This window comes from Phocaeicola sp. RTP21359st1_B8_RTP21360_211022, assembly GCF_040911965.1.
Classification (GTDB): domain Bacteria; phylum Bacteroidota; class Bacteroidia; order Bacteroidales; family Bacteroidaceae; genus Phocaeicola; species Phocaeicola vulgatus.
Genome location: NZ_JBDFXP010000010.1, coordinates 48,902 through 73,747, shown reverse-complemented (window position 1 = coordinate 73,747; position 24,846 = coordinate 48,902). Strand labels below are relative to the sequence as shown.

The window sequence follows — 24,846 nt, the reverse complement described above, 5'->3', positions numbered from 1 at the left end:
TCCCCACAAGGGATGGAACAAAATGAAAAAACTAAAATACAAATCACCCATGACATATAAGTTAACCGTTACAACCTTGGCACTAACTGCCATAACCTCCACTGTAGCAGCTACTCACACCAAACCAGACACGGAACATTCCCATATCGTATTGATTTTATGCGATGATATGGGATTCTCTGATTTATCCTGCTACGGAGGAGAAATACATACCCCCAATATAGATTATCTGGCCGAACAAGGCATACGTTTCAGCCAATTTAAAAACACAGGACGAAGCTGCCCCAGCCGTGCCGCCTTACTCACCGGACATTATCAGCACGAAGCGGGAATGGGATGGATGACCGCGGTAGACGAACATCGTCCGGGGTATCGGGGACAGATTTCGGATCACCTGCCCACCCTTGCCGAAGTACTGCGCGACCAAGGCTATGCCACTTACATGAGTGGCAAATGGCATGTTACCTTAGATGCGGCCTTTGAAACCCCCAATGGAAGTTATCCAGTTCAACGGGGATTCGACAAATACTACGGCTGCCTGCATGGAGGGGGAAGCTATTACAAACCAGATCCCGTTTATCATAATCTGCAACGGATTACCGAGTTTCCGGATGATTATTACTATACCACCGCTATCACAGACTCTGCCGTTAGTTTTATCAAACAACATCCCACGCAGACTCCCATGTTCATGTACATAGCACATTACGCACCTCACTTGCCCCTACAAGCCCCCCAAGACAAGATAGATGCTTGCCGTGAGCGCTATAAAGCCGGCTACGATGTTCTACGCCAACAACGTTTCGAACGTCAAAAAGCCTTAGGGCTGATAACGCCGGAAATGGTTCTTCCAGTCTTCCAAAAAGAATTTCCGGACGGTAAACGACCCGCCTGGACCGAACTTACTCCACAGCAGCAAGAAAAATGGATAACCGATATGGCTACCTATGCCGCCATGATCGAAATCATGGACAGCGGCATAGGAAAGGTAATACAGACCTTAAAAGACAAAGGAATGTATGAACATACCCTGTTTCTGTTTATGAGCGACAACGGCTCTACCAGTGAAGGGGGATTCATCAAACAGCTGATGGCTGATTTAAGCAATACCCCCTATCGCAGTTACAAACAATGGGTATTCCAAGGAGGAACCAGTTCCCCTCTCATCCTTACAGACGGAAGAAGCAAAAGCCAGACAGAAAAAGGCAGTATCTGTCGGGAACCCAGTCATATCATTGATATTTTTCCCACCTGCCTGGATATTGCTTCCGCACATTACCCCGACACGTTTCACAATCAAAAAGTGAAATTGGCCGGAACCAGTCTCCTGCCGGCTATACGAAAACAAAAAATACAGCCGCGCGATCTTTTCTTTGAACATCAGACCTCATGCGCCATCCTGTCTGACGGTTGGAAACTAGTACGTGCCAACGGCAGACAGCCTTGGGAATTGATTCACCTCACCACCGATCCTTTTGAGACACAAGATCTTTCCGAACAATTTCCTTTAAAAGCAAAAGAATTAGAAAACAAATGGACACGATGGGCAGAGCAACAACACGTTTATCCTTTTGAATACCGTCCATGGACAGAACGAATCAATTATTACCAGTCACTATATCCCGATCAAAAAGGCAAAGAAAACTAAAAAGTTTCCATAAAAATCCCTGTTTAAATTTTCATTCATACAATTCCCTTCATTCAAAACAACAAAAAACTATGATTTTCAATGAGAATTTAAACAGGGAGACAATGCCCCCCCCCTGCCATCTCCTCAAATTTCCCCTTATTCCCCTAATTTATCGAAAAAAAATCAGCTTTCGCCGAATAGATTAGAAAAATCGGCCGAGAACATTTACCTTTGCTGTCTAAAATTAAATAATAAATACCATTCAAGTTTTAATCATAAAACAGCAAAACGAAAACGATGATGAAAAAGACAACAACTATTCTCTGTTTGGGCATCGCTCTATGCATGTTGGGGTGTAGCGATGACGACGATCAAGTTACGACAACCTCCACCGTTCCTTTTTCTCTCACAGCATCTCTGTCTCCCCGTTCTTCAGATGCAGAGGATACAGGCATCCTGCAAGGCAACTGGGACGCCAACAGCCAACTGGCCGTAATAAAAACCGGTTCCAGCGGCGTTCCCAAAAGCATTCTCACAAGAAAAACCGACTCTTCTGACACCTTTACGGGCAATCTTTCGACACTGGTAAAGAATGAGAATGAAATTGCCGTATTTTACCCGGCGGCAGCCATCACCGCGAACAGCAGTGACACCCTGACCCAAACCCTCAACCTGAGCGGACAGGACGGAACACTGGCAGGTATAACAAATTATGATTACTTATGGGCACAATGTAAAGCCGGCATGAACGAAACCACAGGCTCTTCCGCCTGCGAAATGACCAGTTTGGTCACTATCGGTAAATTCCAGTTCACCGTCAACGGTGGCAGTCCTTTGAACAACATCACAAGAATTACCATAACCGCCACTGCCGGAACCCTCTACTCCAGTGCCGTTATGAAACTAAAAAACGGAGAGTTCAGCAGTACCCAAACAGGAAATATCACTATTAAAAACAAAGCCGGTATTTCCGGAACCACCTACATCTCCTTCTTCCCTTCCGAAGCACAGTTGCATTTCACTCTTGTTACCACCACCGGTGAAGTGTATGAGGCAGCTACTTCGACAACCATCAAATTGGAGAAAGGCAAAGTATACGAAGCTCCGGCACTCACTTGCACTCTTTTACCTTCTGCCAAGGTAGGCGATTATTACTATAGCGACGCTACTTTCTCCAGCGAGAAGAATGAGAATAAAACCTGCATCGGTATTGTCTATGCCCTGGATGATGCGGACGGCAATCTCTCGCCCACCCTGTCCACTTCTCCATTCGGACGCATCGTGGCATTAGGCGACAACCAGTCCAGTACCAAATGGATCAGCAAAGCAGAAGATATAGAAGGCATCGAAAACTATACCACCGCCGACGGCACATTGACAAGCGGTGTCCTCCCTTATTATAACGGAACCGCCGATTCTTTCTTCTCCGATAAGGACGAGGAACGTATCAAGGGGGCAACCATTCATGTTGAAACCGGACAACCTGCCACCTGGGTGTCAGAAGGAGCCATCAGCGACTTCAATGGAAAGGCTCACACCGCCTACCTCGGTAAAAGTTCTTCCAGCTACCCGGCAGGAGGCTACTGCTACCAATACAGTACCAGCGGCAAATCGGCAGGTGAATGGTATTTACCGTCGGCAGGCGAGTTGACTTTGTTGTGGGAACTTCAAAAAGCCGGAATCATTTGCAAAGACAAACAAGATTGTTTCAATGATTTTGCACGCAAAGCGTACTGGTCTTCTTCCGAACACTCGGCAGAATCCGCCTGGCATCTGAATTTTGTAAGTGGTGCGATAGTTGCCAACAGTAAAGCCAGCAACTACGCCACACGCCCTGTCGCACAATTCTAAAGGTCCGATGGAGGCACAGCAGTTCCCATTGGCTATAAATGGTTGACAAATTGATTGTAAAGCCCGGTCCGTTCACCACCAAACGGACCGGGCTTCTTTTTTTTCATATTTTCCACTCTTCCTTTATCAACCCGGACATTTTCCGATCTTTGCAACACACTAATTCTTATGCCCATGAAAATACGCCCCACCTGTAAATTACAAGCAATCATGAAGAAAACGGAAAGATTGGCAATAAGCATGGGAACCAGCCTGAAGAGATGTAACGTATCATCGCCCGCAAACTGAACATGCCCGTATAGAAAGTGTATGGCATGGTTGCTTGCTATACGTTCTTTGTCATGATCCCCAAAGGAAAAACATCCCATCTCCGTATGCATGGGAACGGTCTGCCGTGTACGTGGTTCCGAAAAACTACCGGAAGAATTTAAACGGATATTGGGAATAGAAGCAGGAGAAACAACTCCCGATGGTAAGTTCTTTCCGGACTGTCTGTGGTGTGTAGGCGCCTATGGATTGCTCCCTGTAATAATGATAGAAAGTCTATGACCGACTGCAACCTGTGGATATGGAGAAGATTATTGAAGACTTGAAATGAAATGCAATCCTTTTTTCTTATTATTAAAATCTTTCTTTTTAATCATTAAGCGTTTTCTTCCTTTTATGTTCTATCTCCCAAGCTTGCGGAGTTAACTCCATAGCCTTTGGAGTTATCTCCATAAGCTTGGGAGATAACTCCAAAGGCTATGGAGATAGAACACATCCTTTCAAAAAGGCTTACTCTTACGGTCAAAAAGAATTAGCTATTCCTATACTATCACTAAACCCTACAATAAAGTTAAATGAGGAAAAGCCGCATAAACAACGAATAATGCAAAAGTTTGATAAACCGGTGAAAGAATACCACAAGATATCAGAAGAGTTCCCCGTTTTCCAAACAGATGGAAAGCGGGGAACTCTTCTGCATTAATAAATGCATTCAGTTTAAACAGGTTATAAAAACAAGTATAAACTATTTTATAATGAAACGCAGACAAGTTATTCTTTATCCTTGTCTGCCGGAAGCCTTTCTATCCGAACTCTGCCTGCCTTGCCCTTGTCTGCTTTGAGCCTGTTTCTTCCTGCGCCAATAATCACCATTGCTTTTGCTGCCCCGGTACACCTTATTGGCTTTTGCTTTTTCTTTCAGTTCTTCGGTCTTGCCGGCCTGCGCTTTTTCCCCTTCCACGGTCACCCAAGGATGGTCTTTCACAACAGGAATCTGTAGTCCTATCAGTTTTTGGATATCCTTTAAATAAGGCAATTCTTCCGATTCACAAAAAGAGATGGCTATTCCGTCGTGTCCGGCACGCCCGGTACGACCGATGCGGTGCACATAAGTTTCCGATATATTGGGCAGTTCATAGTTGATAACGTGAGAAAGCTGGTTCACATCAATGCCTCTGGCTGCAATATCTGTGGCTATCAGCACTCTTGTGGTATGATCCTTGAAGTTTGTCAACGCCCTTTGGCGTGCGTTCTGCGATTTGTTTCCATGAATAGCTTCCGCCCCGATCTCACTCTTGTTCAAAATCCTCGCCAATTTATCCGCACCATGCTTGGTACGGGTAAAAATCAACACTGACTCTATCTCAGGATTCTTCAGCAAATGCAGCAACAAGTCCTTCTTTTCCTTCTTCTCTACAAAATAAACACTCTGCCGGATAGTATCAACAGTAGATGAAACTGGAGTCACCTCTATCTTCTCCGGATTAGTCAACATGGAATCTGCCAGCTTCTCTATTTCAGAAGGCATGGTAGCCGAGAAAAACAAAGTCTGTCGCCGGGCAGGAATCAGTTTCAATACTTTCTTGATATCGTGTATGAAGCCCATATCAAGCATACGGTCTGCCTCATCCAATACAAAATACTCCAACCCCTTCAATGAAATACAGCCTTGCGACTGCAAATCAAGCAAACGTCCGGGAGTGGCAATCAATACCTGCACACCTCGTTTCAAAGCATCAACTTGCGCCTTTTGGGGCACTCCACCGAAAATGACGGCATGCTTCACTCCGGTATATCCGGCATATTGGTCAAAGTTCTCGCCTATCTGTATAGCAAGCTCACGCGTCGGGGTGAGTATCAATGCTTTGATACCTTTTTTATGGTCTGATTGATAAAGTCGTTGTATAAGGGGGATAGCAAACGCTGCTGTTTTTCCTGTTCCTGTCTGGGCGCATCCCAGCAAATCTTTACCTTTTAATAATACAGGAATTGCTTGTTCCTGAATGGGGGTCGGCGTTGTATAGCCGGTTTGTTGTAAAGCCTTCAAAATAGGCTCTATAAGATCTAATTCTTTAAATGTCATGTGAAATAATTAAATTGGGCCTCACGGCCTGTATCTATTTTATGGGAACAAAGGTACAGTAATGATTCTGCCCGAAAGTATTTCCGGGCAGACTTTATGGTTATTTAACTAGATAGTTCCTGTTTGATCCATTGAATAGTTCCATCATAAGAAAGAAGATGCTTCACACTTACCGCCCATATCATATCGTAATCTACGTAACTCTACTTACAGAACAAATAAACATTTCCACCAAAGTCCGAAACCACCAATGCATTACCCGACAGGGCTACCGACCCGAACATAGGAGCTCCTGTAGCATGTTTCCATACCACCTTGCCATCCTCTTTATTAATTCCGTATACCGTACCGTCCGAAGCGGCTACATAAACAATATCTCCCGCCCATACCGCACTGGTTTCAATCGTAGCGGAAGGCTGACGGCTATAAGGACAGGTATAAACCAAAGCATCCCCCACAGGACAAGTCCATTTTTCTTCCAATGTCTCACTATCCAAGGCTATCAGCCCTTTCTGTGCAGAACCAAAGATAATCTCCTTGTCAGTGAGTAAAGGAGTAGAAGTAACGTCCACATTATAAGGTAATGGTTTACGGACTATTACTTTTCCGGTAGCAGCCTCTAATATAAAGAAAGACTTATCTGAGATCAGATACAACAAGGCACCATGCATGGCAGGAGATGCTCCCCGATTACGCAAGCCGTTATCGCTGACCGCCCAAAGTTTCTCACCTGTTTTGGCATCATTGCCGTAAAGGGCATTCCATTGTGCACCGGCAACCAGCAGGTTGTTACCCAAAGTCAGCGTGCTCGTAGTCCCTTCTCCTTGTCCCCAGCCTTCATTTTTCCAAAGTTGTTTGCCCGTTCGGGCTTCAAAAGCACAAAGCCCCTTTCCGGTTCCCGCATAGACCACTCCTTCACCGGCCACCAGTCCGTCAATAAGGGCCGGCAAGCCATTTACGGGCAATTGCTTTTCCCAACACAATTTGCCGGTTTCGGTATCAATGGCATACAAAAAGCCTTGGGCATCCTGGGCAAACACGATGTCACTATCAACCGCAATGGAGTTTTTAATAGAATTACGAACAGGACAACTCCAAAGAATTGTACCGTCCTTCCCATTCAAAGCATACACATGGCCTACACCTTTCAGATCCTCATCCACAGAGGCAACAATTACTTTTCCCTTGTGTATCAGTGGAGAAGTCATATAAAGATTAGCTCCGACATTGTTAGTCCATGCCAGCTGCAAAGGCAAATTCAATGGAGCGGAAACGGGGGCGGAATGTTTCGCATTGCCTGACAGATTATCCCAGTCAGCAGAAAACAAAGGAACGGCCTTTTCAGTCCGGCAGATAAAATTACTTTCTGCTTCAGCTATCTCTCCGTTATTAAAACGGGCTGTTACCCGCAAAGTAAGTTCCTTACCCACATATTTATGAGACAAGGGAAGCTCCCCGTTCCATGACCAGTCAGTACTTTGCAGCAATCGCTTGTTTTTCAGCACAGGTTTCCCGTCGGCCAGACAAGTATAGAGCACTTCTCTCACCGGCGACACGGAAGAATACACATTGACAGCCACCGGAAGGACACCCGAAGCCATTACTCCTGCAGGCGAAGCGATACAGATATTCTTGTCCAAATAGGTATAACGGAGCTCGGAAGTGAAATCTCCTTTACTATCTACGTGCATCACACGAAAAGCAGTAGTGGAATGATCTATGCCTCCTTTATCCAATGAAGAGGTACAAACACTGTAAACATCTCCCTGTTTCTTCATATAGTTAATATGCCAATGACCATATACCCATGCTTTCAAGTTGTACTCATTCAGATTAATGCTTCCGGCATTCTTGCTCTTAAAAATAAAGGTATCTTCGTATGTCAGCAAATCATGATTGAAAACAACAACAGGAGTTCCGGGGCGGATATGAGCCAGGTCGTTCTTCAACCAACGACAGACGTCATCGGAAGTATAGCCTGGAGCATGGTCTCCTCCGGGCATCGGCGTAACAACATAGTGCACATTACCTGCATCAAAAGAATAATATACCGGCCCATAAATGCTTTCAAAAAGTTCTTCGCCATACTTCCCCTTTACCAAATCATGATTTCCGATACAATAAAAGACAGGACAGTCCATATTTTCCGTATTCATCAGTTTGATATGAGCCTTCAAGCCTTTTTCATAGCAGATATCCCCGGTATGAATGATAAAAGCCGCCTGTTCATTCCTGGCATAGTCACGCACATTATTCACCCAGTCTGCATGGTTTTCCGTATTAAATATCTCTGTATCAGCAATATGAATATACCTGTGGGAGCCGTTTTTACGAATCCGTCCACTGTAAGGGATCAAACCGAAATCATAACCGGACTGTTTCTTTTCTATTTTATGATAATGACGGTTAAATGTTTTATACCCCGAAGGAGTGGTAATGAAAATAAAACGTTCACGCTCATGACCGGGTAAAGTAAAACTACCGTCGGCAGCCGTTTCAACCACATTCAAGCCATCGGATACTTTGATGCCCGCCAGCGGTTTTTCACTTTGGTCAAATACGCCATTCTTGTTTTTATCTACATATACATGGCCCGTGTAAGCAGCCATCACCGGCATTGCGGCCAACATCAGGCACGATAATAAAAAGGTCTTTTTCATGAATATCTATTTTTATCAACTCTTATTTTAATCAAGTTCGAATTTCGAAAGGACAAAACCATGATCTGAAGGATAGAAAAAATCTTCTCCTTTAAAAGTAAAAGTTTTACCCAAACTATTGTCATAACACTCAGATGCTATCGCCTGAATGGTTTTTCCCTGATAATAAATAAAATCAATGCGGTCCATACGACACTCGGTTTCCAACGAATCCGCATCTGTCAGCCACGTTACTCCCAGATTGGCCACCGGATTGGGGTTCATCTCACGGAAACTATCTTTAAATCCCGCCTCTTCCATAGCAATGGAAACAGGCCAATCCACCACTGCACCACCATGAAGATACAGGTTACGGGTAGCTTCCGTCCAATCCAGATGAGAATGCACGTTAAAATCACCGCCCATTATAATTGGAATACTGTCGGCCTCTGCCAACAAGGGTTGAAGAACAGACAAAATCTTATGTATTTCCTCATCACGTGTTCCCTCCATCTCCCAAGCCAATATTTCTTCCTTGGATTTATCCGTCGGGACCAAACGCATATCAGGAAGATAATGCAACCAAGTATTAAAAACACGGACGGGTTTCCCATCCACATCTATCATCACTCCGCCAAAATTAAAGGTACTTATGCTGTCGGCAAAAGCATATTTCCGAATAATGGGATAACGGCTATAAATAGAAAGATTATCAGAAATGAGATTGTACGAATATCCCAATGAGTCGGCTACCATCGGGGCAGCTCCATAAGTTTCAATCATCAAGACCACATCAGCCTCACTTTTTTTCAGAATATCAATAGTTCCCTCACACCCTTTTCCGGAATAAGTTTTTGAATGACCGCCATGCCATACATTCCATGAAAGGACAGTCAGCGTCTTTTTCGACTCTTTTGAAGATGTGCAAGCTGCCAATGCACACAAGCAAAGGACTACTACCCCAATAAAATTTCTTGTTATCATCATAGATTAGACTTGTTAATTCCGGACAAAGATAGTGAATTATTCAGGAGACAACACTATAAAATATACCCTAAATAGGGTATTTCCGCCATGAACATCTTCCCCTATCTTTGCATTATAAAATCAGAACCCACTAAATGAAAAGATTATGGCAAGAATAAAAAAAGAATTGACCGAACTCATCGGAGGAACTCCCTTGTTGGAACTGTCACGCCTTAGTAAAAAACACGATGCGAAAGCGCAAATAATTGCCAAACTGGAATACTTCAATCCCGGAGGAAGTGTAAAAGACCGTATAGCCCTGGCAATGATAGAGGATGCAGAAGCCAAAGGAATCTTGAAACCCGGAGCGGTTATCATTGAACCAACCAGCGGCAACACCGGCGTAGGGTTAGCATGGGTTGCCAGCGTGAAAGGTTACAAAGCCATACTGACCATGCCCGAAACCATGAGCGAGGAACGCCAGAACCTGTTAAAAGCCATGGGAGCACAATTGGTACTGACCGAAGGTGCAAAAGGAATGAAAGGAGCCATAGAAAAAGCGGAGGAATTGCGTGACCGGACTCCGAGAGCCGTCATTCTGGGACAATTCGAAAACCCGGCGAATCCCGCCGCCCATGCACGTACCACTGCGCAGGAAATATGGAACGACACGGACGGAAAGGTAGACATCTTTGTTGCCGGAGTCGGTACAGGCGGCACTTTAAGCGGAGTAGCGGAAGGATTAAAAAAACAGAATCCCCATATACAGATTGTAGCTGTAGAGCCGGATAACTCCCCCGTCCTTTCGGGAGGAAATCCGGGACTGCACAAGATACAAGGTATCGGGGCCGGATTTATCCCTCATACCTACAATGAAAAATTAGTAGACAAGATAATCCGGGTGAAAGACGATGACGCCATCCGCACAGGACGCGAACTCTCTCTGACGGAAGGGTTATTGGTCGGAATATCTTCGGGAGCAGCTGCCTATGCCGCATTGGAACTGGCCAAACTCCCCGAAAATGAAGGAAAACAAATTGTAGTAATCTTGCCCGATACGGGGGAACGATATTTGTCTACCGTGCTTTATGCTTTTGAAGAATACCCATTATCATAAAATGAGATGAACATAGCTGCATTAATTTCAGGAGGAGTAGACAGCGCGGTTGTCGTACATCTCCTCTGCGAACAAGGATACAAACCGGATCTTTTCTATATTAAAATCGGAATGGACGGTGACGAAGATCTCACCTGCACGGCAGAAGAGGACATTGAACTATGTACCGCCACCGCCCGCAAATACGGTCTGAGCCTGAATATCATTGACCTGCACCGACAGTACTGGGATAATGTAGTGGCATACGCCATCGATAAAGTGAAACGCGGTCTTACTCCCAACCCGGATGTAATGTGCAACAAGCTCATCAAATTCGGATGTTTTGAGCAGGAAGCAGGGCATTTATATGACAAGACAGCTACCGGACATTACGCCAGTATTCTTGAAAAAGACGGGAAAATATGGCTGGGAACCGCACAAGACCCCGTCAAGGACCAAACAGATTTCCTGGCACAAATAGATTATCTGCAAATTTCAAAACTGATGTTCCCTTTGGGAGGTCTGATGAAGAATGAGGTCAGGGATATCGCCCGCATTGCCAAACTGCCCAGTGCACAACGCAAGGACAGTCAAGGTATCTGCTTTCTAGGAAAAATCAACTATAATGAGTTCCTCCGCCGTTTCTTGGGTGAAAAAGAAGGGGATATCATTGAAATGGAAACAGGAAAACGGATTGGCACTCACAAAGGATATTGGTTTCACACCATCGGACAGCGCAAAGGATTGGGACTAGGTGGAGGACCATGGTTTGTTATCCGCAAAGATATAGACGAGAATATCATTTATGTCTCACATGGTTATGATACAGACAAACAATATGGGACAGACTTTGCCTTGCATGATTTTCATTTCATCACAGAGGACTTATGGAAGGGAGCACCTTCCGCAGATGTTTCTTTCAAGATCCGGCATACAGACACTTTCATGAAAGGAATATTGACACGGGAAGATAACTTGTTCCGAATCCACAGCCACGTCCCCTTACAGGGTATAGCCCCCGGACAGTTCGGTGTGCTGTATGACAAGAATGCGGAAATCTGTGTGGGAAGCGGTGAAATCACTTTATCCTAAATATAATATTCCACCACATCCACAATCCCTGCACGAAGGGCATATTTTGTTGCTTCGTGCACATTGTTCACTTCCAGCTTGCGAAAGATATTTTTGCGGTGAGTCATTACCGTATATACACTTAGGAAACGCTCAGCCGCAATCTCTTTCGTAGTCTTGCCCAATGCCATCAGTTTCAGAATTTCACGCTCCGTGACCGTAAGCGGTGAAACTAACTTATCTTTTTTGTCTTCTTTATGCTGCAACAGCCAGACTGCACGCGTACACATGTATTGTAAATGCTGTTTTGCCTTCCGCAGCCCTTCCTCTATCTCTATCATCGGCGCATCTTTCATCACCACGCTGAATGAAGTTCCGCTAAAAACCATACGCCGGATGAAATCCTCACTCAGATTATCGCTGAACAGAACAAAATGTGCCTCCTTAAACCGTTCCTGCAATATAAGCAAATATTCAGCCGAAGTATCAAACAATGTATAGTCCAACACTGCAACGGCATTGGGATTATCGACAAGAAGTCCGGTTAATTCACTCTGACTGCCGGCTTCCTTTATTGCGGCGAACCCTCCTATCCGACCGGCCACCGTTTTCATACCTTCACGGGTAATATCCTGATTATCGATAAGTAGCAATGTTTTCATGCCCATACATTTTAACTAGGGAAACTTACTGAAACAAAAAAGCCTTGCATCATTGTGTGCAAGGCTTCATTCTTCGGTGGGCGTTGACGGATTCGAACCGCCGACCCTCTGCTTGTAAGGCAGATGCTCTGAACCAGCTGAGCTAAACGCCCGATAGCCTCTTGTTTCAAAAGCGTTGCAAAGATACGGCTATTTCCGATAACTGCAAATTTTATGCACACTATTTTTTTATTTATTTTTCAATCCAGCACTTAACACACTGAAATACAGAGGATAAATTACAAATCCTGTCTTATCATTCAAGAAACAAAAAAGGGAAACTATACCTTAATTATATATAGTTTCCCCTTTTTCCTTTTGAATTTATTTTATTCCTGCCCGAAACGCTTTGCCTGTTCGGCAATCAATTCCACATCATCAAAATAGTTAATCTTCATCGCCTTGCGTACTTCATCCAATGTAGCGGTTGCCGTAGCACGGGCTGTTTCGCATCCCTTACGTAACATATCGTAAATAGCCGGAATATCCTTTTCAAACTCTTTACGACGTTCGCGGATAGGCGTCAATTCTTCTTGCATAATAGCGGCAAGGAACTTCTTCACCTTCATGTCTCCCAATCCACCACGGGTGTAATGTGCCTTCAGTTCATCCAAATTAGGATAATCGGGCAAATAACGTCCAAAATGCTCAGGCTTACAAAAAGCATCCAGATAAGTGAATACTGTATTTCCTTCCAATTTACCCGGATCAGAAACTTTCAGGTGAGTAGGGTCGGTATACATGCTCTTCACTTTCTTTTCCACCTCGTCGGCTGTGTCCGACAAATAAATACAGTTACCCAATGATTTGCTCATCTTAGCCTTTCCATCCGTACCCGGCAGACGCAGACAAGCCGCATTGTCCGGCAACAGGATTTCGGGTTCTACCAACGTATCACCATAAATATGATTGAAACGACGTACAATTTCACGGGTCTGCTCAATCATCGGCTCCTGATCTTCACCCACCGGAACGGTAGTTGCTTTGAAAGCGGTAATATCAGCAGCCTGACTGATAGGATAAGTGAAGAACCCTACCGGGATGCTGGTTTCAAAATTACGCATCTGGATTTCGGTTTTCACTGTCGGGTTACGCTGCAAGCGTGACACTGTGACCAAATCCATATAATAGAAAGTCAATTCGCACAATTCGGGAATCTGAGACTGGATAAAGATGGTGGACTTCATCGGGTCCAGACCGACAGCCATATAATCAAGCGCCACCTCAATCACATTCTGACGCACCTTCTCGGGATTTTCTATATTATCGGTTAATGCCTGCGCATCGGCAATGAAAATAAAAGTCTTGTCATACAGTCCGGAATTCTGAAGTTCAACTCTGCGCTTCAACGAACCTACGTAATGACCGATATGCAATCTTCCCGTAGGACGGTCACCGGTCAGTATGATTTTTTCTTTTCCCATATCTCTTAAATATTATCTTATATTAAAAATTACGCAAAGATAGGAATATTCTGACACAAACACTTAACTTTGAACCGCTATTTCACATATAATAATTGTTTCGATGAATAAACTAAGACCGACCATTAAACTAGCTCTATTTATTTCTGTAGCAAGCCTGTTCTTTGCCGCATGTTCCGATGATGACGATAAAAGTATTCCCGTACCGGAACCTTCACGGATGATTACCGGAATTAAAGTGCATAAGATTTCGGATGTTATCACTTATCAGGGAATGATAAGCCTCACTTACGACAACAACAAACGGCTGACCCGCATTTATAGCAGTTCACCGTTAGCGGCAGTAAATTACACGTACAAAGAGAACTCTGAAGTCAGTTATACTTACTCTACGGAAAATTCTCCTTTGGTAGAAATAAGCACCTCGTTGGAAAACGGCAGAAGTTATGTATGCAAATTCTCCAACCGGGAAAATCCGGTAACCTATTCTTATGACAATGAAGGTTATCTGAAAAGCTGCAATAACAATGGAACCGTATTGGAATACAATTGGGAAAGCGGAAATCTATCTTCCATAACCACTACTCCAAGAGGAACTTACAACAGTGATTACAGAGTTTCCAATATCGCCAATGATTATAGTCTGGACTTGAACACACTGGCACAATGGATTGATGACCGCGAAAACTATACCACCGTAATGAACACTTTCGGACAGATGGCCGAAATTCTAGGGAAAAGAAGCGCCAATATTCTGGAAGACACTTATTATATATACGACTATAGTTTCCGGCAGGATGGAAGACTAAAAGATATGACCCTGATGGGCGGATCGGAAAATATAGGATATTCATTCCGCTTTTCGTATGCCGATGATACAGAAGTATCCGAATAAATATACAAAAAACAGAACATTCGGAGAGGATTTCAGACTTTTATTTTAATTTGTGTTGACAAAGATCTTGATTTATTTTGTTATCTTGGAAATAAGTCGTTACTTTGCACAAAATTTAGTAATGCTATGTATCCTACAGGAACAAAGATAATATAGACATACGAACAAATGCGTTAGTCCTCGTACGAGGATGGACGCATTTTTTTTAATATTTAGCGACATTAAAACAACTATTATAATAAAAGAAACTTTCAATGAAAAAGGATTTAAAGAAAGTCCTGGTATTGGGTTCGGGTGCACTCAAGATAGGCCAGGCAGGAGAGTTTGACTACTCAGGTTCACAAGCGCTGAAAGCATTGCGCGAAGAAGGCATTCATTCGGTGTTGGTAAATCCTAACATCGCGACTATCCAGACTTCGGAAGGCATAGCCGACAAGGTTTATTTTCTTCCTGTCACTCCCTTCTTTGTTGAAGAAATTATCAAAAAAGAACAACCGGACGGTATTTTATTGGCTTTCGGTGGACAAACTGCATTGAACTGCGGTACCGAACTTTACCTGAACGGTACACTGAAGAAATATGGTGTAGAAGTATTGGGTACTTCGGTAGAAGCCATCATGTACACTGAAGACCGTGATTTATTCGTAAAGAAGCTGGATGAAATTCCGATGAAAACCCCGAAGAGCCACGCCGTGGAAAGTATGGAAGAGGCTCTGAAAGCTGCCCGCGAAATCGGTTATCCGGTTATGGTACGCTCCGCATACGCACTAGGTGGTTTAGGCAGCGGTATCTGTCCGGATGAAGAAGCTTTCATCAAACTGGCTGAAAGTTCATTCGCATTCTCTAAACAGATCCTGGTTGAAGAGTCATTGAAAGGTTGGAAAGAAATAGAATTCGAAGTAATCCGCGATGCCAACGACCATTGTTTTACAGTGGCAAGCATGGAAAACTTCGACCCGCTGGGAATCCATACCGGTGAATCTATCGTGGTGGCCCCCACTTGCTCTCTGACAGAAGAACAAGTAACAATGTTGCAAGATTTGTCTACAAAATGTATCCGTCACTTGGGTATTGTGGGTGAATGTAATATCCAGTATGCTTTCAATGCAGAAACGAATGACTACCGTGTTATCGAAGTAAATGCACGCCTGAGCCGTTCTTCTGCCTTGGCTTCTAAAGCAACCGGATTCCCTCTGGCATTCGTTGCCGCCAAAATCGCTTTAGGCTACACACTAGACCAGATTGGCGAGATGGGTACTCCCAACTCAGCCTACGAAGCTCCCCAGTTGGATTACTTGATTTGTAAAATCCCCCGTTGGGACTTGACTAAATTCGCAGGTGTATCACGCCAGATTGGCTCCAGCATGAAGTCTGTGGGTGAAATCATGTCTATAGGCCGTTCTTTCGAAGAAATCATTCAGAAAGGTCTTCGTATGATAGGTCAGGGTATGCATGGTTTCGTAGGAAATGACCATACTAAATTTGAAAACCTGGATGAGGAACTGGCCAACCCGACAGACCTCCGTATTTTCTCCATCGCCTCGGCATTGGAAGAAGGATACAGCATTGAACGCATCCACGAACTGACCAAAATCGACCCGTGGTTCCTGGGTAAGTTGAAAAACATCGTTGACTATAAGGCCAAACTTTCGACTTATAATAAGATTGAGGATCTGCCCGAAGATGTGCTTCGCCAAGCTAAAGTATTAGGCTTCTCCGACTTCCAGATTGCACGCTTCGTATTGAAAGCCAGTGGCAATATGGAAAAGGAGAACTTGGCTGTACGCGCCCGTCGTAAAGCTTTGAATATCCTTCCGGCTGTCAAGCGTATCAATACCGTCGCATCTGAACATCCCGAATTGACCAATTACCTGTATATGACATACGCTACTACGGGTTATGACGTCAATTATTATAAAAACGAAAAATCGGTAGTTGTATTAGGTTCAGGCGCTTACCGCATCGGTTCATCCGTGGAATTCGACTGGTGCTCTGTAAATGCTGTCCAAACCGCACGCAAGTTGGGTTACAAATCCATCATGATTAACTATAACCCCGAAACAGTTTCTACCGACTATGATATGTGCGACCGTCTGTATTTTGACGAACTTTCATTTGAACGTGTACTTGACGTGATTGATCTGGAGCAGCCGGGTGGTGTCATTGTATCGGTAGGTGGACAAATACCTAATAACCTAGCAATGAAGCTTCACCGTCAGTCGGTACCTGTATTGGGAACTTCTCCGCTTTCTATCGACCGTGCGGAAAACCGTCATAAATTCTCGGCCATGCTTGACCAACTGGGTATTGACCAACCGGCATGGAAAGAATTGACCAGCCTGGAAGACATGGAAGAATTTGTAAACAAAGTAGGTTACCCGGTATTGGTCCGTCCTTCCTATGTACTCTCGGGCGCTGCCATGAACGTATGCTATAACGAAGATGAACTGAAGGAATTCTTGCAGATGGCTAAAGAAGTTTCTAAAGAATATCCGGTAGTCGTATCCCAATTCATGCAAGATACTAAAGAAATAGAATTCGACGCTGTAGCCCAAAACGGTGAAGTAGTGGAATATGCCATCTCCGAACACATTGAATATGCAGGTGTCCATTCAGGTGATGCCACATTAGTATTCCCGGCTCAGAAAATTTATTTCGAAACAGCACGCCGTATCAAGAAGATTGGTCGCCGTATCGCTAAAGAATTAAACATTTCCGGTCCGTTCAACATGCAGTTCCTGGCTAAGAACAATGAAGTGAAAGTGATTGAATGCAACCTGCGCGCATCACGTTCATTCCCGTTTGTTTCCAAAGTATTGAAACGCAACTTCATTGAAACCGCAACCCGCATCATGTTGGGTGCTCCATACAGCCAACCGGACAAGTCGGCATTCGATATTGACTGGATCGGTGTGAAAGCTTCCCAGTTCTCTTTCTCCCGTCTGCACAAGGCAGACCCTGTATTGGGTGTAGATATGTCTTCAACAGGTGAAGTGGGTTGTATCGGTGATGACTTCCATGAAGCTTTGCTGAACTCTATGATTGCTGTCGGTTTCAAGATTCCTACAAAATCTGTCATGTTCTCGTCAGGTGCCACCAAATCCAAAGTAGATTTGCTGGAAGCAAGCCGTATGCTGGCAGAAAAAGGATATGAGATCTATGCAACTGCCGGAACCGCAACTTTCTTGAATGCACACGGAGTAAATACCACACCGGTTTACTGGCCGGATGAAAAGCCCGATGCAGAAAACAATGTCATGAAGATGATTGCCGAACATAAATTCGACCTGATAGTCAACATTCCGAAAAACCATACCAAACGTGAGCTGACTAATGGTTACAAAATTCGTCGTGGAGCAATCGACCACAATATTCCTTTGATTACCAACGCCCGTTTGGCAAGTGCTTTCATTGAAGCATTCTGTGAAATGAGTGAAAAGGATATTCAGATAAAGAGCTGGCAAGATTACAAATAATCTTTCTTAGGGATATTCAAAAAGGAGCTGATTCGTTTTTCCTGAATCAGCTCCTTTTTTATCTCCTAACGGGAAAGATCATTAAAACGATAAGTAAAAGTAGCCATCGCATAACGTCCCAATCCCCAAGTCCAAGTTTCTCCCTGTCCGGTATCATTCATCCAACGATTGACAAAATCCCGTTGTTGCAGAATATCAACAACCTGAAATTTAAGCAACCCTCTTTTCCCTTTCAGAAAACTGTAAGTCAGCTCACCGTTCCAAAGCCACTGCGTCGTATTGGAGGCCTCATCCTTATATCCCCTGCGATTCATACTTCTCACAACGGTATAAAGATTCAAGTTGAGAGGTAACTTCAGTCGACACTCCGCGCCATAATAAAAGTCATACGTCCTGTAATCCGAATTGTTTGTATAACTGTTATCGGCTTGCTGATAAGTGATTGCTCCATTTATCTTAAACTCATGCTCTTCCAATTTATAGGCAAACTCCACATCCTGCATCAAGGAAAGCATTTGGGAGGTGTTACGATCATTCTCATTGGCTTCTCCCATTATCTGCACATACGAAACCCTCCGGTTATAATTTGCATTAGTAGCAAGACGAGCGAAAATTTTCTTGAATAATTTATTCGTATAATATATATTCCCGCCAATGCCCCAATTACCATTTATATTCTCGGGCCGACTGGTATATACCCCACTCTTCTCATCATAGGTTCTTTTCCGGCTTATATCATTTATCGTATTATTATATCTCAAACCACAATATAACATTTCCTGCTTTTCCATATTTCCTCCTCTGTAATTCACAGATATACTTTGCCCGAAAGCGGGTTTCAGCCCCGGATTCCCCATTGTTATGTTCAGAGGATTAGTATAATCGGGCACAGACAACAAATCATAAATGGAAGGCTGCCGGGTGTATCCGCTATAATACACACTCATATTATGGTTATTGCCCAAATCATAATCAAAATGCAGTTCGGGCACTATGTTCAACACGGTAATGGTCGTATCTATCTTCACTTTTCCCCTGTTGCTTTTCGTCGTAGACTTCTGAGGCGACAGCCCAAACCGGATATTCAACCTCACTTTTCTCCAATTAAGTGTGGTACGCAGTCCGAATTCATTGGAATGAAGATCATTACGAGTATAATCACTTAAACTATCCACCCTTCCTGCCTCATAACCAGATGGAAGACTTCCCCACAAAGCATCCTCATCCAAATTGTACGTAACCGCATTATTACTCTGCCGTTGATACTCATGCCGATAATAAACCTGAAGCATTTGTTTTCCTATTGGCTCCGTATAGCTGACCTCCCCCGCCAATAATAAATTTCTGGCAGGTGACTCCCGGTATTGATTTCTATATAAAACCGAATCTGCCCCCAGGTCATTCTTCAATTGATAATAAGTAATAGACGATTGCTGATAATTACCACTCGCCTGATTACTATAATCATTTCTTAACTCTATGGAGAGTTTCCGGCCGATATCATTCAAATTATGAGTGAGCAAAAGATTATTGCCTATCATCAGATTGTTCGTCTTATTTTGAGAATTTCCCGTATTTTTATTTATCCTGAACTCAGGAGGAATCATTGCATCGTCCCTCCAAGGCTCTGAAACATAGTCCAAAGGATTGGTACTGAAAGTCGCCGAAATATTTTCTGATACCGAATTTAACCGGCTATGATTGATGTTATGCCTGAAATTAATTTCCGTCCGGTCACTCAAACTTCCCGTCAGATATATATTCTCCCAAAAAGAACTATTCCTACCCGTACTCAAGCCTTTATTATAGGCATATTGGCTACCGTTAGGCAGATATTCTTCTGACTGGCTTCGCGATTCATCCGCGCTTTTATTATTATTATATGAAGCACTGACATTGAGGTTGAGCTTCTTTATTTCCGTTCCCAAGCTAAAACCAATATCCTTCATTTGAGCAGGATTATCGGCCATATCACTGATAAAATTACCATATCTGGGGAGTTTTCCTAAATCACCATACAAGGACATCCGCCATTTTCCGACAAATTTATTCAAACTCATTTTCGCTCCATACATATCCCCCGAACCTTTCAAAGCTGAAACGTCCCCCATTAATCCATCTGTCAAATCCTTCTTGGTCTTCACATCCATCACCGTTTTCTTCTTACCGTCTGACACCCCTGTCATTTGCTCTTTATCCGACTGCTGCTCGTATACCTTTACCTCTTTCAAAGCATCTACCGGCATATTGTTCAAAGCAACTTTGCTATCTGCAAAAAACTCCTTTCCATTTAATAAGATCTGAGTGATTTCCTTTCCATGAAAATTCATCTTGCCGGATTTCTCGTCTAATTCCAATCCGGGAAGCTGCCTCACCAAATCCTGCAGAACAGCTCCTTCCGATGTCTTAAAGGCTCCGGTATTATATACTAATGTATCTCCGGACATCTTCATTTTCTGCAGTTCGGCCTTTATAACCGTTTCATCCAATACAATACTGGAAGGTTTCATCATCAGAGCACCTCCATAAACTTCTTTCCGATAAGCAGGAATATTCACTTTTTTTTCAATGGTTTCATATCCTAAAAAAGAAGCCCTTATTAAATAATTACCGGGATTCATAGGGTACAAACGGAAAACACCCTTCTTATCGCTCACCGTACCTTCTATAAAACTCGTATCAGGCAAAGAATAAAGTTGGATATTTACATCCGGCAAAGGATCGGGATAAGGGCGTTCTCCCTGTTCTCTGACAGAACCCGTCAAATGATAAGCTTTTTCTTTTCTTGCTTTATCTGAATCAAGCTTTTCCTGTCCACTAACCGGGAGAACAAAAGACAATATAATAAACAACGAGAACAGTTTAGTCATCTTGAAATATCAACAGGGTCCTATTTCAATGCTTCCGCAATGGCATTCATCAGATATCCAAATTCTTCTTTCTCATACCCGATGGAAGTATAAACGGCTTCTCCTTCTTTATTGAAAAGATAGGCGCGAGGAATTGACTTTTCAGCAAATAAAGAGAACACCTCACGTTTAGGATCGGGATATAACGGGAAAGTGAATTTCTTCCGTTCATTATAAGCCCTCAACTGTTCATCCGTATGCTCACGACCAATTACTAATAATACGAAGTCCTTGTTATCTTTATATTCAGGCCACAAAGTCTTCTCTATTTCAGCCAGTTCCAGCTGACATGGCCCGCACCAAGTGGCAAATAAGCTCACCAAAACGACCTTACCTTTCAATTCAGCCGAAGAAACATCTCCATATACCGCAGATTTTAGATGAAAATCAGGTAATTTATCTCCTTTTTTCAATTCTTGAGCATTTACGGCAAATACCATGCAAAGCATCATGAACAATAATCCTAACTTTTTCATTTTCATAGTTCTCAATATTTAATTATGGAATAACAAAGACAAATATATCTGTTTTTCTTATATTTGCCGCCAGAAAATATTATTTTTTAGCCTATGATGACTTTTATTTCATGTGCCAAAACAATGACCGGACGGAGCAAAATACAAACTCCTGTTACCAGCACACCACAATTCCAAACCGAAGCAATACAGAATGCACTTGATATGTCCCAATTCTCTGCTGAAGAACTGGAACGACTTTTACGTGTGAACAGCAAAATAGCAGCGGAGAACTATATGCGATTTCAAGATTTCTGTTCGGACTCTCCCTCGGCTTTAGCTGCCTTACTGGCTTATACCGGTATAGTATATAAACGTATCCATCCACAGGACTTTACTCCTGAAGATTTTCAATATGCACAGGATCACTTGCGGATCACTTCTTTTCTTTACGGATTACTCCGCCCGTTAGACCAGATCAAGAATTACAGAATGGAAGGAGATATCAAACTGCCCGAACGTGGAGGAATATCCATGTTTGACTATTGGAAGCCGATTCTGACCGACACCTTTATCAAAGAAATTAAAGCAAGAGGAGGAATACTAATCAATCTGGCAAGTGGGGAGATGAAAGATTTATTCGACTGGAAACGCGTGGAGCAGGAAGTACAAGTGATCACGCCGGAATTTCAGGTATGGAAAAAAGGGAAATTAACCACCGTTGTGGTTTATGCAAAAATGTGCCGTGGAGAATTGACACGCTTCATCATTAAAAACCGGATAGAGAATCCTGGGGATTTCAAAGGATTCAAATGGGAAGGATTCAGTTTTGATGCCGGACACAGCACAGATACCCACTATCTTTTTAGCCTTCTTTCATAAAAAAATATTAAATAGTCAACCTACTCAAACTTTTTATCAGCACTCATGTTATTTAGTTGAATTTGGGAAGATAAACCTGGACAATAATTAACTAATAGAAATGAGTATGAAAAAATTAATGTTTTTGCTGGCTGCGGCCAGTTTAAGTTCTGTAGCGTTTGCGCAACAGAAAAGCAATTCACAAAACGTCCTTGTAGGCGAGAGTGTAGATGTAATGGAGGTACCTGTGGATAAGTACAAGGTAGAGACCAATCACTTCTTCGATAATTGGTTCTTCTCTGTTGGTGGAGGTGCACAAGTACTGTTCGGCGATCAGTCCGATCTTGGTAAATTCAAGAAACGTATTGCTCCCGCTCTTCAAATATCAATCGGCAAATGGTTTACTCCCGGCTTAGGATTACGTTTGCAATATAGTGGTTTGCAGTCGAAGAGTTTTTCCAGTGAACCTTCCGCATATTCCAAACCTCACATGTTAAGCGAAGGATACTATCAGGATAAGTTCAACTACATGAATTTGCATGGTGACATCTTATTTAATGTCAGTAACATGATAGCCGGATATAATGAAGACCGCATATACGACTTCGTGCCATTCGTAGGTTTCGGTTTTGCCCACTCATATGATGCTCCACGTCGTAATTCACTGGCATTCAATTTCGGTATCATCAATACATTCCATCTGGCCAGTGCCTGGGACTTGAATCTGGAACTTTACGGAATGGGTACAGAAAACAAATTTGATGGAAAAACCACCAGTAAAGGCCCTGATTTTATGGCAGGTGCTACAGTGGGTATCACTTATAAATTTCCACAAAGAGGATTCAAACCTGCTCCGGATGTAGATGCTATCATGGCACTTACCTCTTCACAAATGGATGCCATCAATACCGCTTTGGCTCAACAGATAGAACAAAACCGTCAATTAAAGGCCCAACTTGCCAACCAACCCACTGAAGTGGTTACAGAACAAGTGACAGTGAACCAAATTGCTCCGGCTCCTCAATCTGTATTTTTCCAGATCGGTTCAGCGGTTCTTCCTACCAACTCTACTGTAAATTTGCAACAAATCGCAGATCTGGTAAAAGACAACCCGGGACTAAAATTGAAAGTAACCGGTTATGCTGATAGTGATACAGGTAGCGCTGCATGGAACAAGCAGTTAAGTGAAGACCGTGCCAACAACGTGGCTAATGAACTGGTTAAATTGGGTGTCAACAAAAACAATCTGATTATCAGCGGAATGGGTGGTGTCAACACCTTAACTCCTCCGGCATTCAACCGTCGTGTAATTATCGAAGCCCAATAATATACACTGATTTCTGTCAGCAGAAGATAATCATGCCCGCAATTCCTTATAAAAACAGTATTGCGGGCATTTATTTTTTAGATGGAATAGCCCCACTGATCCAGTGCAAACTTCCAATTCTCTTCCACTAACCGGACCGTACGGTCGTCATACTTATACTTATTCTTCTTATATCCCTTCTTTCCGCCTATATATTGGCTGATAGCCGGAGCAGCTGCTTCGAATCCGGGAATAGAAAGAGATTTATAGATATGCTCGGTCATAGCCATTGCATCCGCTTCAAAATCCTCGAACTTCACTTCCATCAAATTTCCTTCAGGAATGAATTGTTTATCCGCCTCATATTTATGATACAGCTTGGCATAAATGGAAAGCACATTCTGTTCCAACGCCTCTGGAGAAATATCCTCCAGTTTCAACGGCTGGATTGTATTGGTGAAGAAATTCCTTGTAGATTCGAATACCGTATACGGATTACGCATCAAATAGATGAATTTGGCATTCGGAAACATCTTGACCAACTCTTTTACACGGCCTGTATGAGGCGGATTCTTACTTAAGAATTGTGTTCCGCCTGTATTCCAAAGAGAAATTTTAATAAGTTTGGTGAATATATCCTCAAACACTTTCAATTCCTCATCACTGATATCATTGAATAACAAATATTTATCAGCATATTCCTGTTGGTACTTAGGCAGGAACCAAAAGTTATAATAGGTATAGGGCATCATATTGGCCAATGCAAACTCTTCCTCCTGAGGCAAGTCTACAGCCAGTTCCATATTATCCGTCGGACGCTTGTCGGGCATCAGCCAACTCATATTCTTCTTGAAAAAAGGCTGTCCCCACATCATCAGGTGAGGAAACACCGTCTGATAAGTAGTATTATATCCGAAATGTTTGTCACAAGAGAACACATTATGCATAAAGGTAGTCCCGCTACGCCAATGTCCGAGGATAAAGACCGGATCGTGTTCCAAAGGCTTGTCGGCCAACAGTTTCCTGTATCGCTTTTCCTGCAATGGAGCCAAGGTGGAAAGCAAACGGCATACTGCTTTCGTCAAACGGTATTTTCCTCTATATGCCGGATCAATTTCCCTTCCCGCAGTAATCGCCTTGAACGTTTTCCAATCGGCGCCTACCAATGTATTAATCGGCAGCTTGTTGAATTCAAGTAATCCCATTACTTTTCTTT

At 43.2% G+C, this 24,846-nt stretch carries 16 protein-coding genes, 1 tRNA gene and 1 pseudogene; 9 read left to right on the top strand and 9 right to left on the bottom strand.

From position 1 onward, the window contains the following. Positions 1–49: 49 nt before the first annotated feature. From AB5062_RS07295 to AB5062_RS07285, 3 genes and pseudogenes are all read left to right on the top strand, one after another. Positions 50–1,648, top strand: a complete 1,599-nt coding sequence (locus AB5062_RS07295) for an arylsulfatase (RefSeq protein WP_195257387.1) — start codon at positions 50–52, stop codon at positions 1,646–1,648. A gap of 282 nt (positions 1,649–1,930) precedes the next feature. Next, positions 1,931–3,481 carry a DUF1566 domain-containing protein gene (locus AB5062_RS07290; RefSeq protein WP_005852876.1) on the top strand — a complete coding sequence of 517 codons (1,551 nt, stop codon included), beginning with the start codon at positions 1,931–1,933 and terminating at the stop codon, positions 3,479–3,481. Positions 3,482–3,732: 251 nt separating this feature from the next. Next, a pseudogene (locus AB5062_RS07285) lies at positions 3,733–4,079 on the top strand (NAD(P)H-dependent oxidoreductase subunit E); the annotation flags it as partial. A gap of 447 nt (positions 4,080–4,526) precedes the next feature. Here the strand turns inward: AB5062_RS07285 and AB5062_RS07280 are convergent. The 3 genes from AB5062_RS07280 to AB5062_RS07270 all read right to left on the bottom strand — a co-directional run bounded on the left by AB5062_RS07280 (position 4,527) and on the right by AB5062_RS07270 (position 9,457). Further along, a complete protein-coding gene (locus AB5062_RS07280) occupies positions 4,527–5,831 on the bottom strand; it encodes a DEAD/DEAH box helicase (protein ID WP_005840136.1) in 1,305 nt (434 codons plus the stop codon). 203 nt (positions 5,832–6,034) lie between these two features. Next, the gene (locus AB5062_RS07275; RefSeq protein WP_032953216.1) at positions 6,035–8,491 is read right to left on the bottom strand and encodes a PQQ-binding-like beta-propeller repeat protein; all 2,457 of its coding nucleotides are present in this window, start codon (positions 8,489–8,491) and stop codon (positions 6,035–6,037) included. Positions 8,492–8,518: 27 nt separating this feature from the next. Further along, positions 8,519–9,457, bottom strand: a complete 939-nt coding sequence (locus AB5062_RS07270) for an endonuclease/exonuclease/phosphatase family protein (RefSeq protein ID WP_117699665.1) — start codon at positions 9,455–9,457, stop codon at positions 8,519–8,521. 145 nt (positions 9,458–9,602) lie between these two features. Here AB5062_RS07270 and cysK point away from each other — a divergent pair, with 145 nt between their 5' ends. Then, positions 9,603–10,553: a cysteine synthase A gene (cysK, locus tag AB5062_RS07265; protein WP_217755185.1), complete on the top strand. Its 951-nt coding sequence runs from the start codon at positions 9,603–9,605 to the stop codon at positions 10,551–10,553. Between the two features lie 6 nt (positions 10,554–10,559). Continuing rightward, positions 10,560–11,624, top strand: coding sequence for a tRNA 2-thiouridine(34) synthase MnmA (mnmA, locus tag AB5062_RS07260; protein WP_005840146.1), 1,065 nt, complete (start codon positions 10,560–10,562; stop codon positions 11,622–11,624). On the opposite strand, the gene AB5062_RS07255 is transcribed toward mnmA, so the two are convergent. The 3 genes from AB5062_RS07255 to trpS form a co-directional block, all read right to left on the bottom strand. Next, on the bottom strand, positions 11,621–12,265 hold the full coding sequence (locus AB5062_RS07255; RefSeq protein ID WP_008667703.1) for a response regulator transcription factor: 645 nt from the start codon (positions 12,263–12,265) through the stop codon (positions 11,621–11,623). The two genes, mnmA and AB5062_RS07255, sit on opposite strands and share 4 nt — an antisense overlap. 77 nt (positions 12,266–12,342) lie before the next feature. Then, positions 12,343–12,417 (bottom strand) — tRNA-Val (locus tag AB5062_RS07250). A gap of 216 nt (positions 12,418–12,633) precedes the next feature. Continuing rightward, positions 12,634–13,728, bottom strand: coding sequence for a tryptophan--tRNA ligase (trpS, locus tag AB5062_RS07245; protein WP_005840166.1), 1,095 nt, complete (start codon positions 13,726–13,728; stop codon positions 12,634–12,636). 103 nt (positions 13,729–13,831) lie between these two features. Between trpS and AB5062_RS07240 the strand changes: the two genes are divergently transcribed. Both AB5062_RS07240 and carB read left to right on the top strand, forming a co-directional pair. Beyond that, positions 13,832–14,623 carry a hypothetical protein gene (locus AB5062_RS07240; protein ID WP_005840169.1) on the top strand — a complete coding sequence of 264 codons (792 nt, stop codon included), beginning with the start codon at positions 13,832–13,834 and terminating at the stop codon, positions 14,621–14,623. Between the two features lie 254 nt (positions 14,624–14,877). Next, positions 14,878–18,099 (top strand): carbamoyl-phosphate synthase (glutamine-hydrolyzing) large subunit, encoded by a 3,222-nt coding sequence (gene carB / locus AB5062_RS07235; RefSeq protein WP_057280741.1) that lies wholly within the window; start codon positions 14,878–14,880, stop codon positions 18,097–18,099. A gap of 65 nt (positions 18,100–18,164) precedes the next feature. Here carB and AB5062_RS07230 read toward each other — a convergent pair whose 3' ends face one another. Together AB5062_RS07230 and AB5062_RS07225 are read right to left on the bottom strand one after the other, a co-directional pair. After that, positions 18,165–20,969 (bottom strand): TonB-dependent receptor, encoded by a 2,805-nt coding sequence (locus AB5062_RS07230; RefSeq protein ID WP_032953684.1) that lies wholly within the window; start codon positions 20,967–20,969, stop codon positions 18,165–18,167. 20 nt (positions 20,970–20,989) lie between these two features. After that, entirely contained in the window at positions 20,990–21,490 is a 501-nt protein-coding gene (locus AB5062_RS07225) for a TlpA disulfide reductase family protein (protein WP_005840175.1), read from the bottom strand. Positions 21,491–21,577: 87 nt separating this feature from the next. On the opposite strand from AB5062_RS07225, the gene yaaA reads away from it, so the two are divergent. Further along, a complete protein-coding gene (yaaA, locus tag AB5062_RS07220; RefSeq protein WP_032953683.1) occupies positions 21,578–22,345 on the top strand; it encodes a peroxide stress protein YaaA in 768 nt (255 codons plus the stop codon). A 106-nt stretch (positions 22,346–22,451) separates the two neighbouring features. Next, on the top strand, positions 22,452–23,651 hold the full coding sequence (locus AB5062_RS07215) for an OmpA family protein (protein ID WP_005852854.1): 1,200 nt from the start codon (positions 22,452–22,454) through the stop codon (positions 23,649–23,651). Positions 23,652–23,728: 77 nt separating this feature from the next. On the opposite strand, the gene AB5062_RS07210 is transcribed toward AB5062_RS07215, so the two are convergent. After that, complete coding sequence (locus AB5062_RS07210; protein ID WP_005852853.1) at positions 23,729–24,835, bottom strand: sulfotransferase; 1,107 nt, start codon at positions 24,833–24,835, stop codon at positions 23,729–23,731. Positions 24,836–24,846: the final 11 nt, after the last annotated feature.

Bases quoted from the DNA above. Each gene is read 5' to 3' on its own strand.
- AB5062_RS07295 (WP_195257387.1), top strand. From the start codon at position 50: ATGACATATAAGTTAACCGTTACAACCTTGGCACTAACTGCCATAACC.
- AB5062_RS07270 (WP_117699665.1), bottom strand. From the start codon at position 9,457: ATGATGATAACAAGAAATTTTATTGGGGTAGTAGTCCTTTGCTTGTGT.
- AB5062_RS07210 (WP_005852853.1), bottom strand. From the start codon at position 24,835: ATGGGATTACTTGAATTCAACAAGCTGCCGATTAATACATTGGTAGGC.
- mnmA (WP_005840146.1), top strand. From the start codon at position 10,560: ATGAACATAGCTGCATTAATTTCAGGAGGAGTAGACAGCGCGGTTGTC.
- AB5062_RS07275 (WP_032953216.1), bottom strand. From the start codon at position 8,491: ATGAAAAAGACCTTTTTATTATCGTGCCTGATGTTGGCCGCAATGCCG.
- AB5062_RS07240 (WP_005840169.1), top strand. From the start codon at position 13,832: ATGAATAAACTAAGACCGACCATTAAACTAGCTCTATTTATTTCTGTA.
- AB5062_RS07255 (WP_008667703.1), bottom strand. From the start codon at position 12,265: ATGAAAACATTGCTACTTATCGATAATCAGGATATTACCCGTGAAGGT.
- AB5062_RS07290 (WP_005852876.1), top strand. From the start codon at position 1,931: ATGAAAAAGACAACAACTATTCTCTGTTTGGGCATCGCTCTATGCATG.
- cysK (WP_217755185.1), top strand. From the start codon at position 9,603: ATGGCAAGAATAAAAAAAGAATTGACCGAACTCATCGGAGGAACTCCC.
- yaaA (WP_032953683.1), top strand. From the start codon at position 21,578: ATGATGACTTTTATTTCATGTGCCAAAACAATGACCGGACGGAGCAAA.
- trpS (WP_005840166.1), bottom strand. From the start codon at position 13,728: ATGGGAAAAGAAAAAATCATACTGACCGGTGACCGTCCTACGGGAAGA.
- AB5062_RS07225 (WP_005840175.1), bottom strand. From the start codon at position 21,490: ATGAAAATGAAAAAGTTAGGATTATTGTTCATGATGCTTTGCATGGTA.
- carB (WP_057280741.1), top strand. From the start codon at position 14,878: ATGAAAAAGGATTTAAAGAAAGTCCTGGTATTGGGTTCGGGTGCACTC.
- AB5062_RS07215 (WP_005852854.1), top strand. From the start codon at position 22,452: ATGAAAAAATTAATGTTTTTGCTGGCTGCGGCCAGTTTAAGTTCTGTA.
- AB5062_RS07280 (WP_005840136.1), bottom strand. From the start codon at position 5,831: ATGACATTTAAAGAATTAGATCTTATAGAGCCTATTTTGAAGGCTTTA.
- AB5062_RS07230 (WP_032953684.1), bottom strand. From the start codon at position 20,969: ATGACTAAACTGTTCTCGTTGTTTATTATATTGTCTTTTGTTCTCCCG.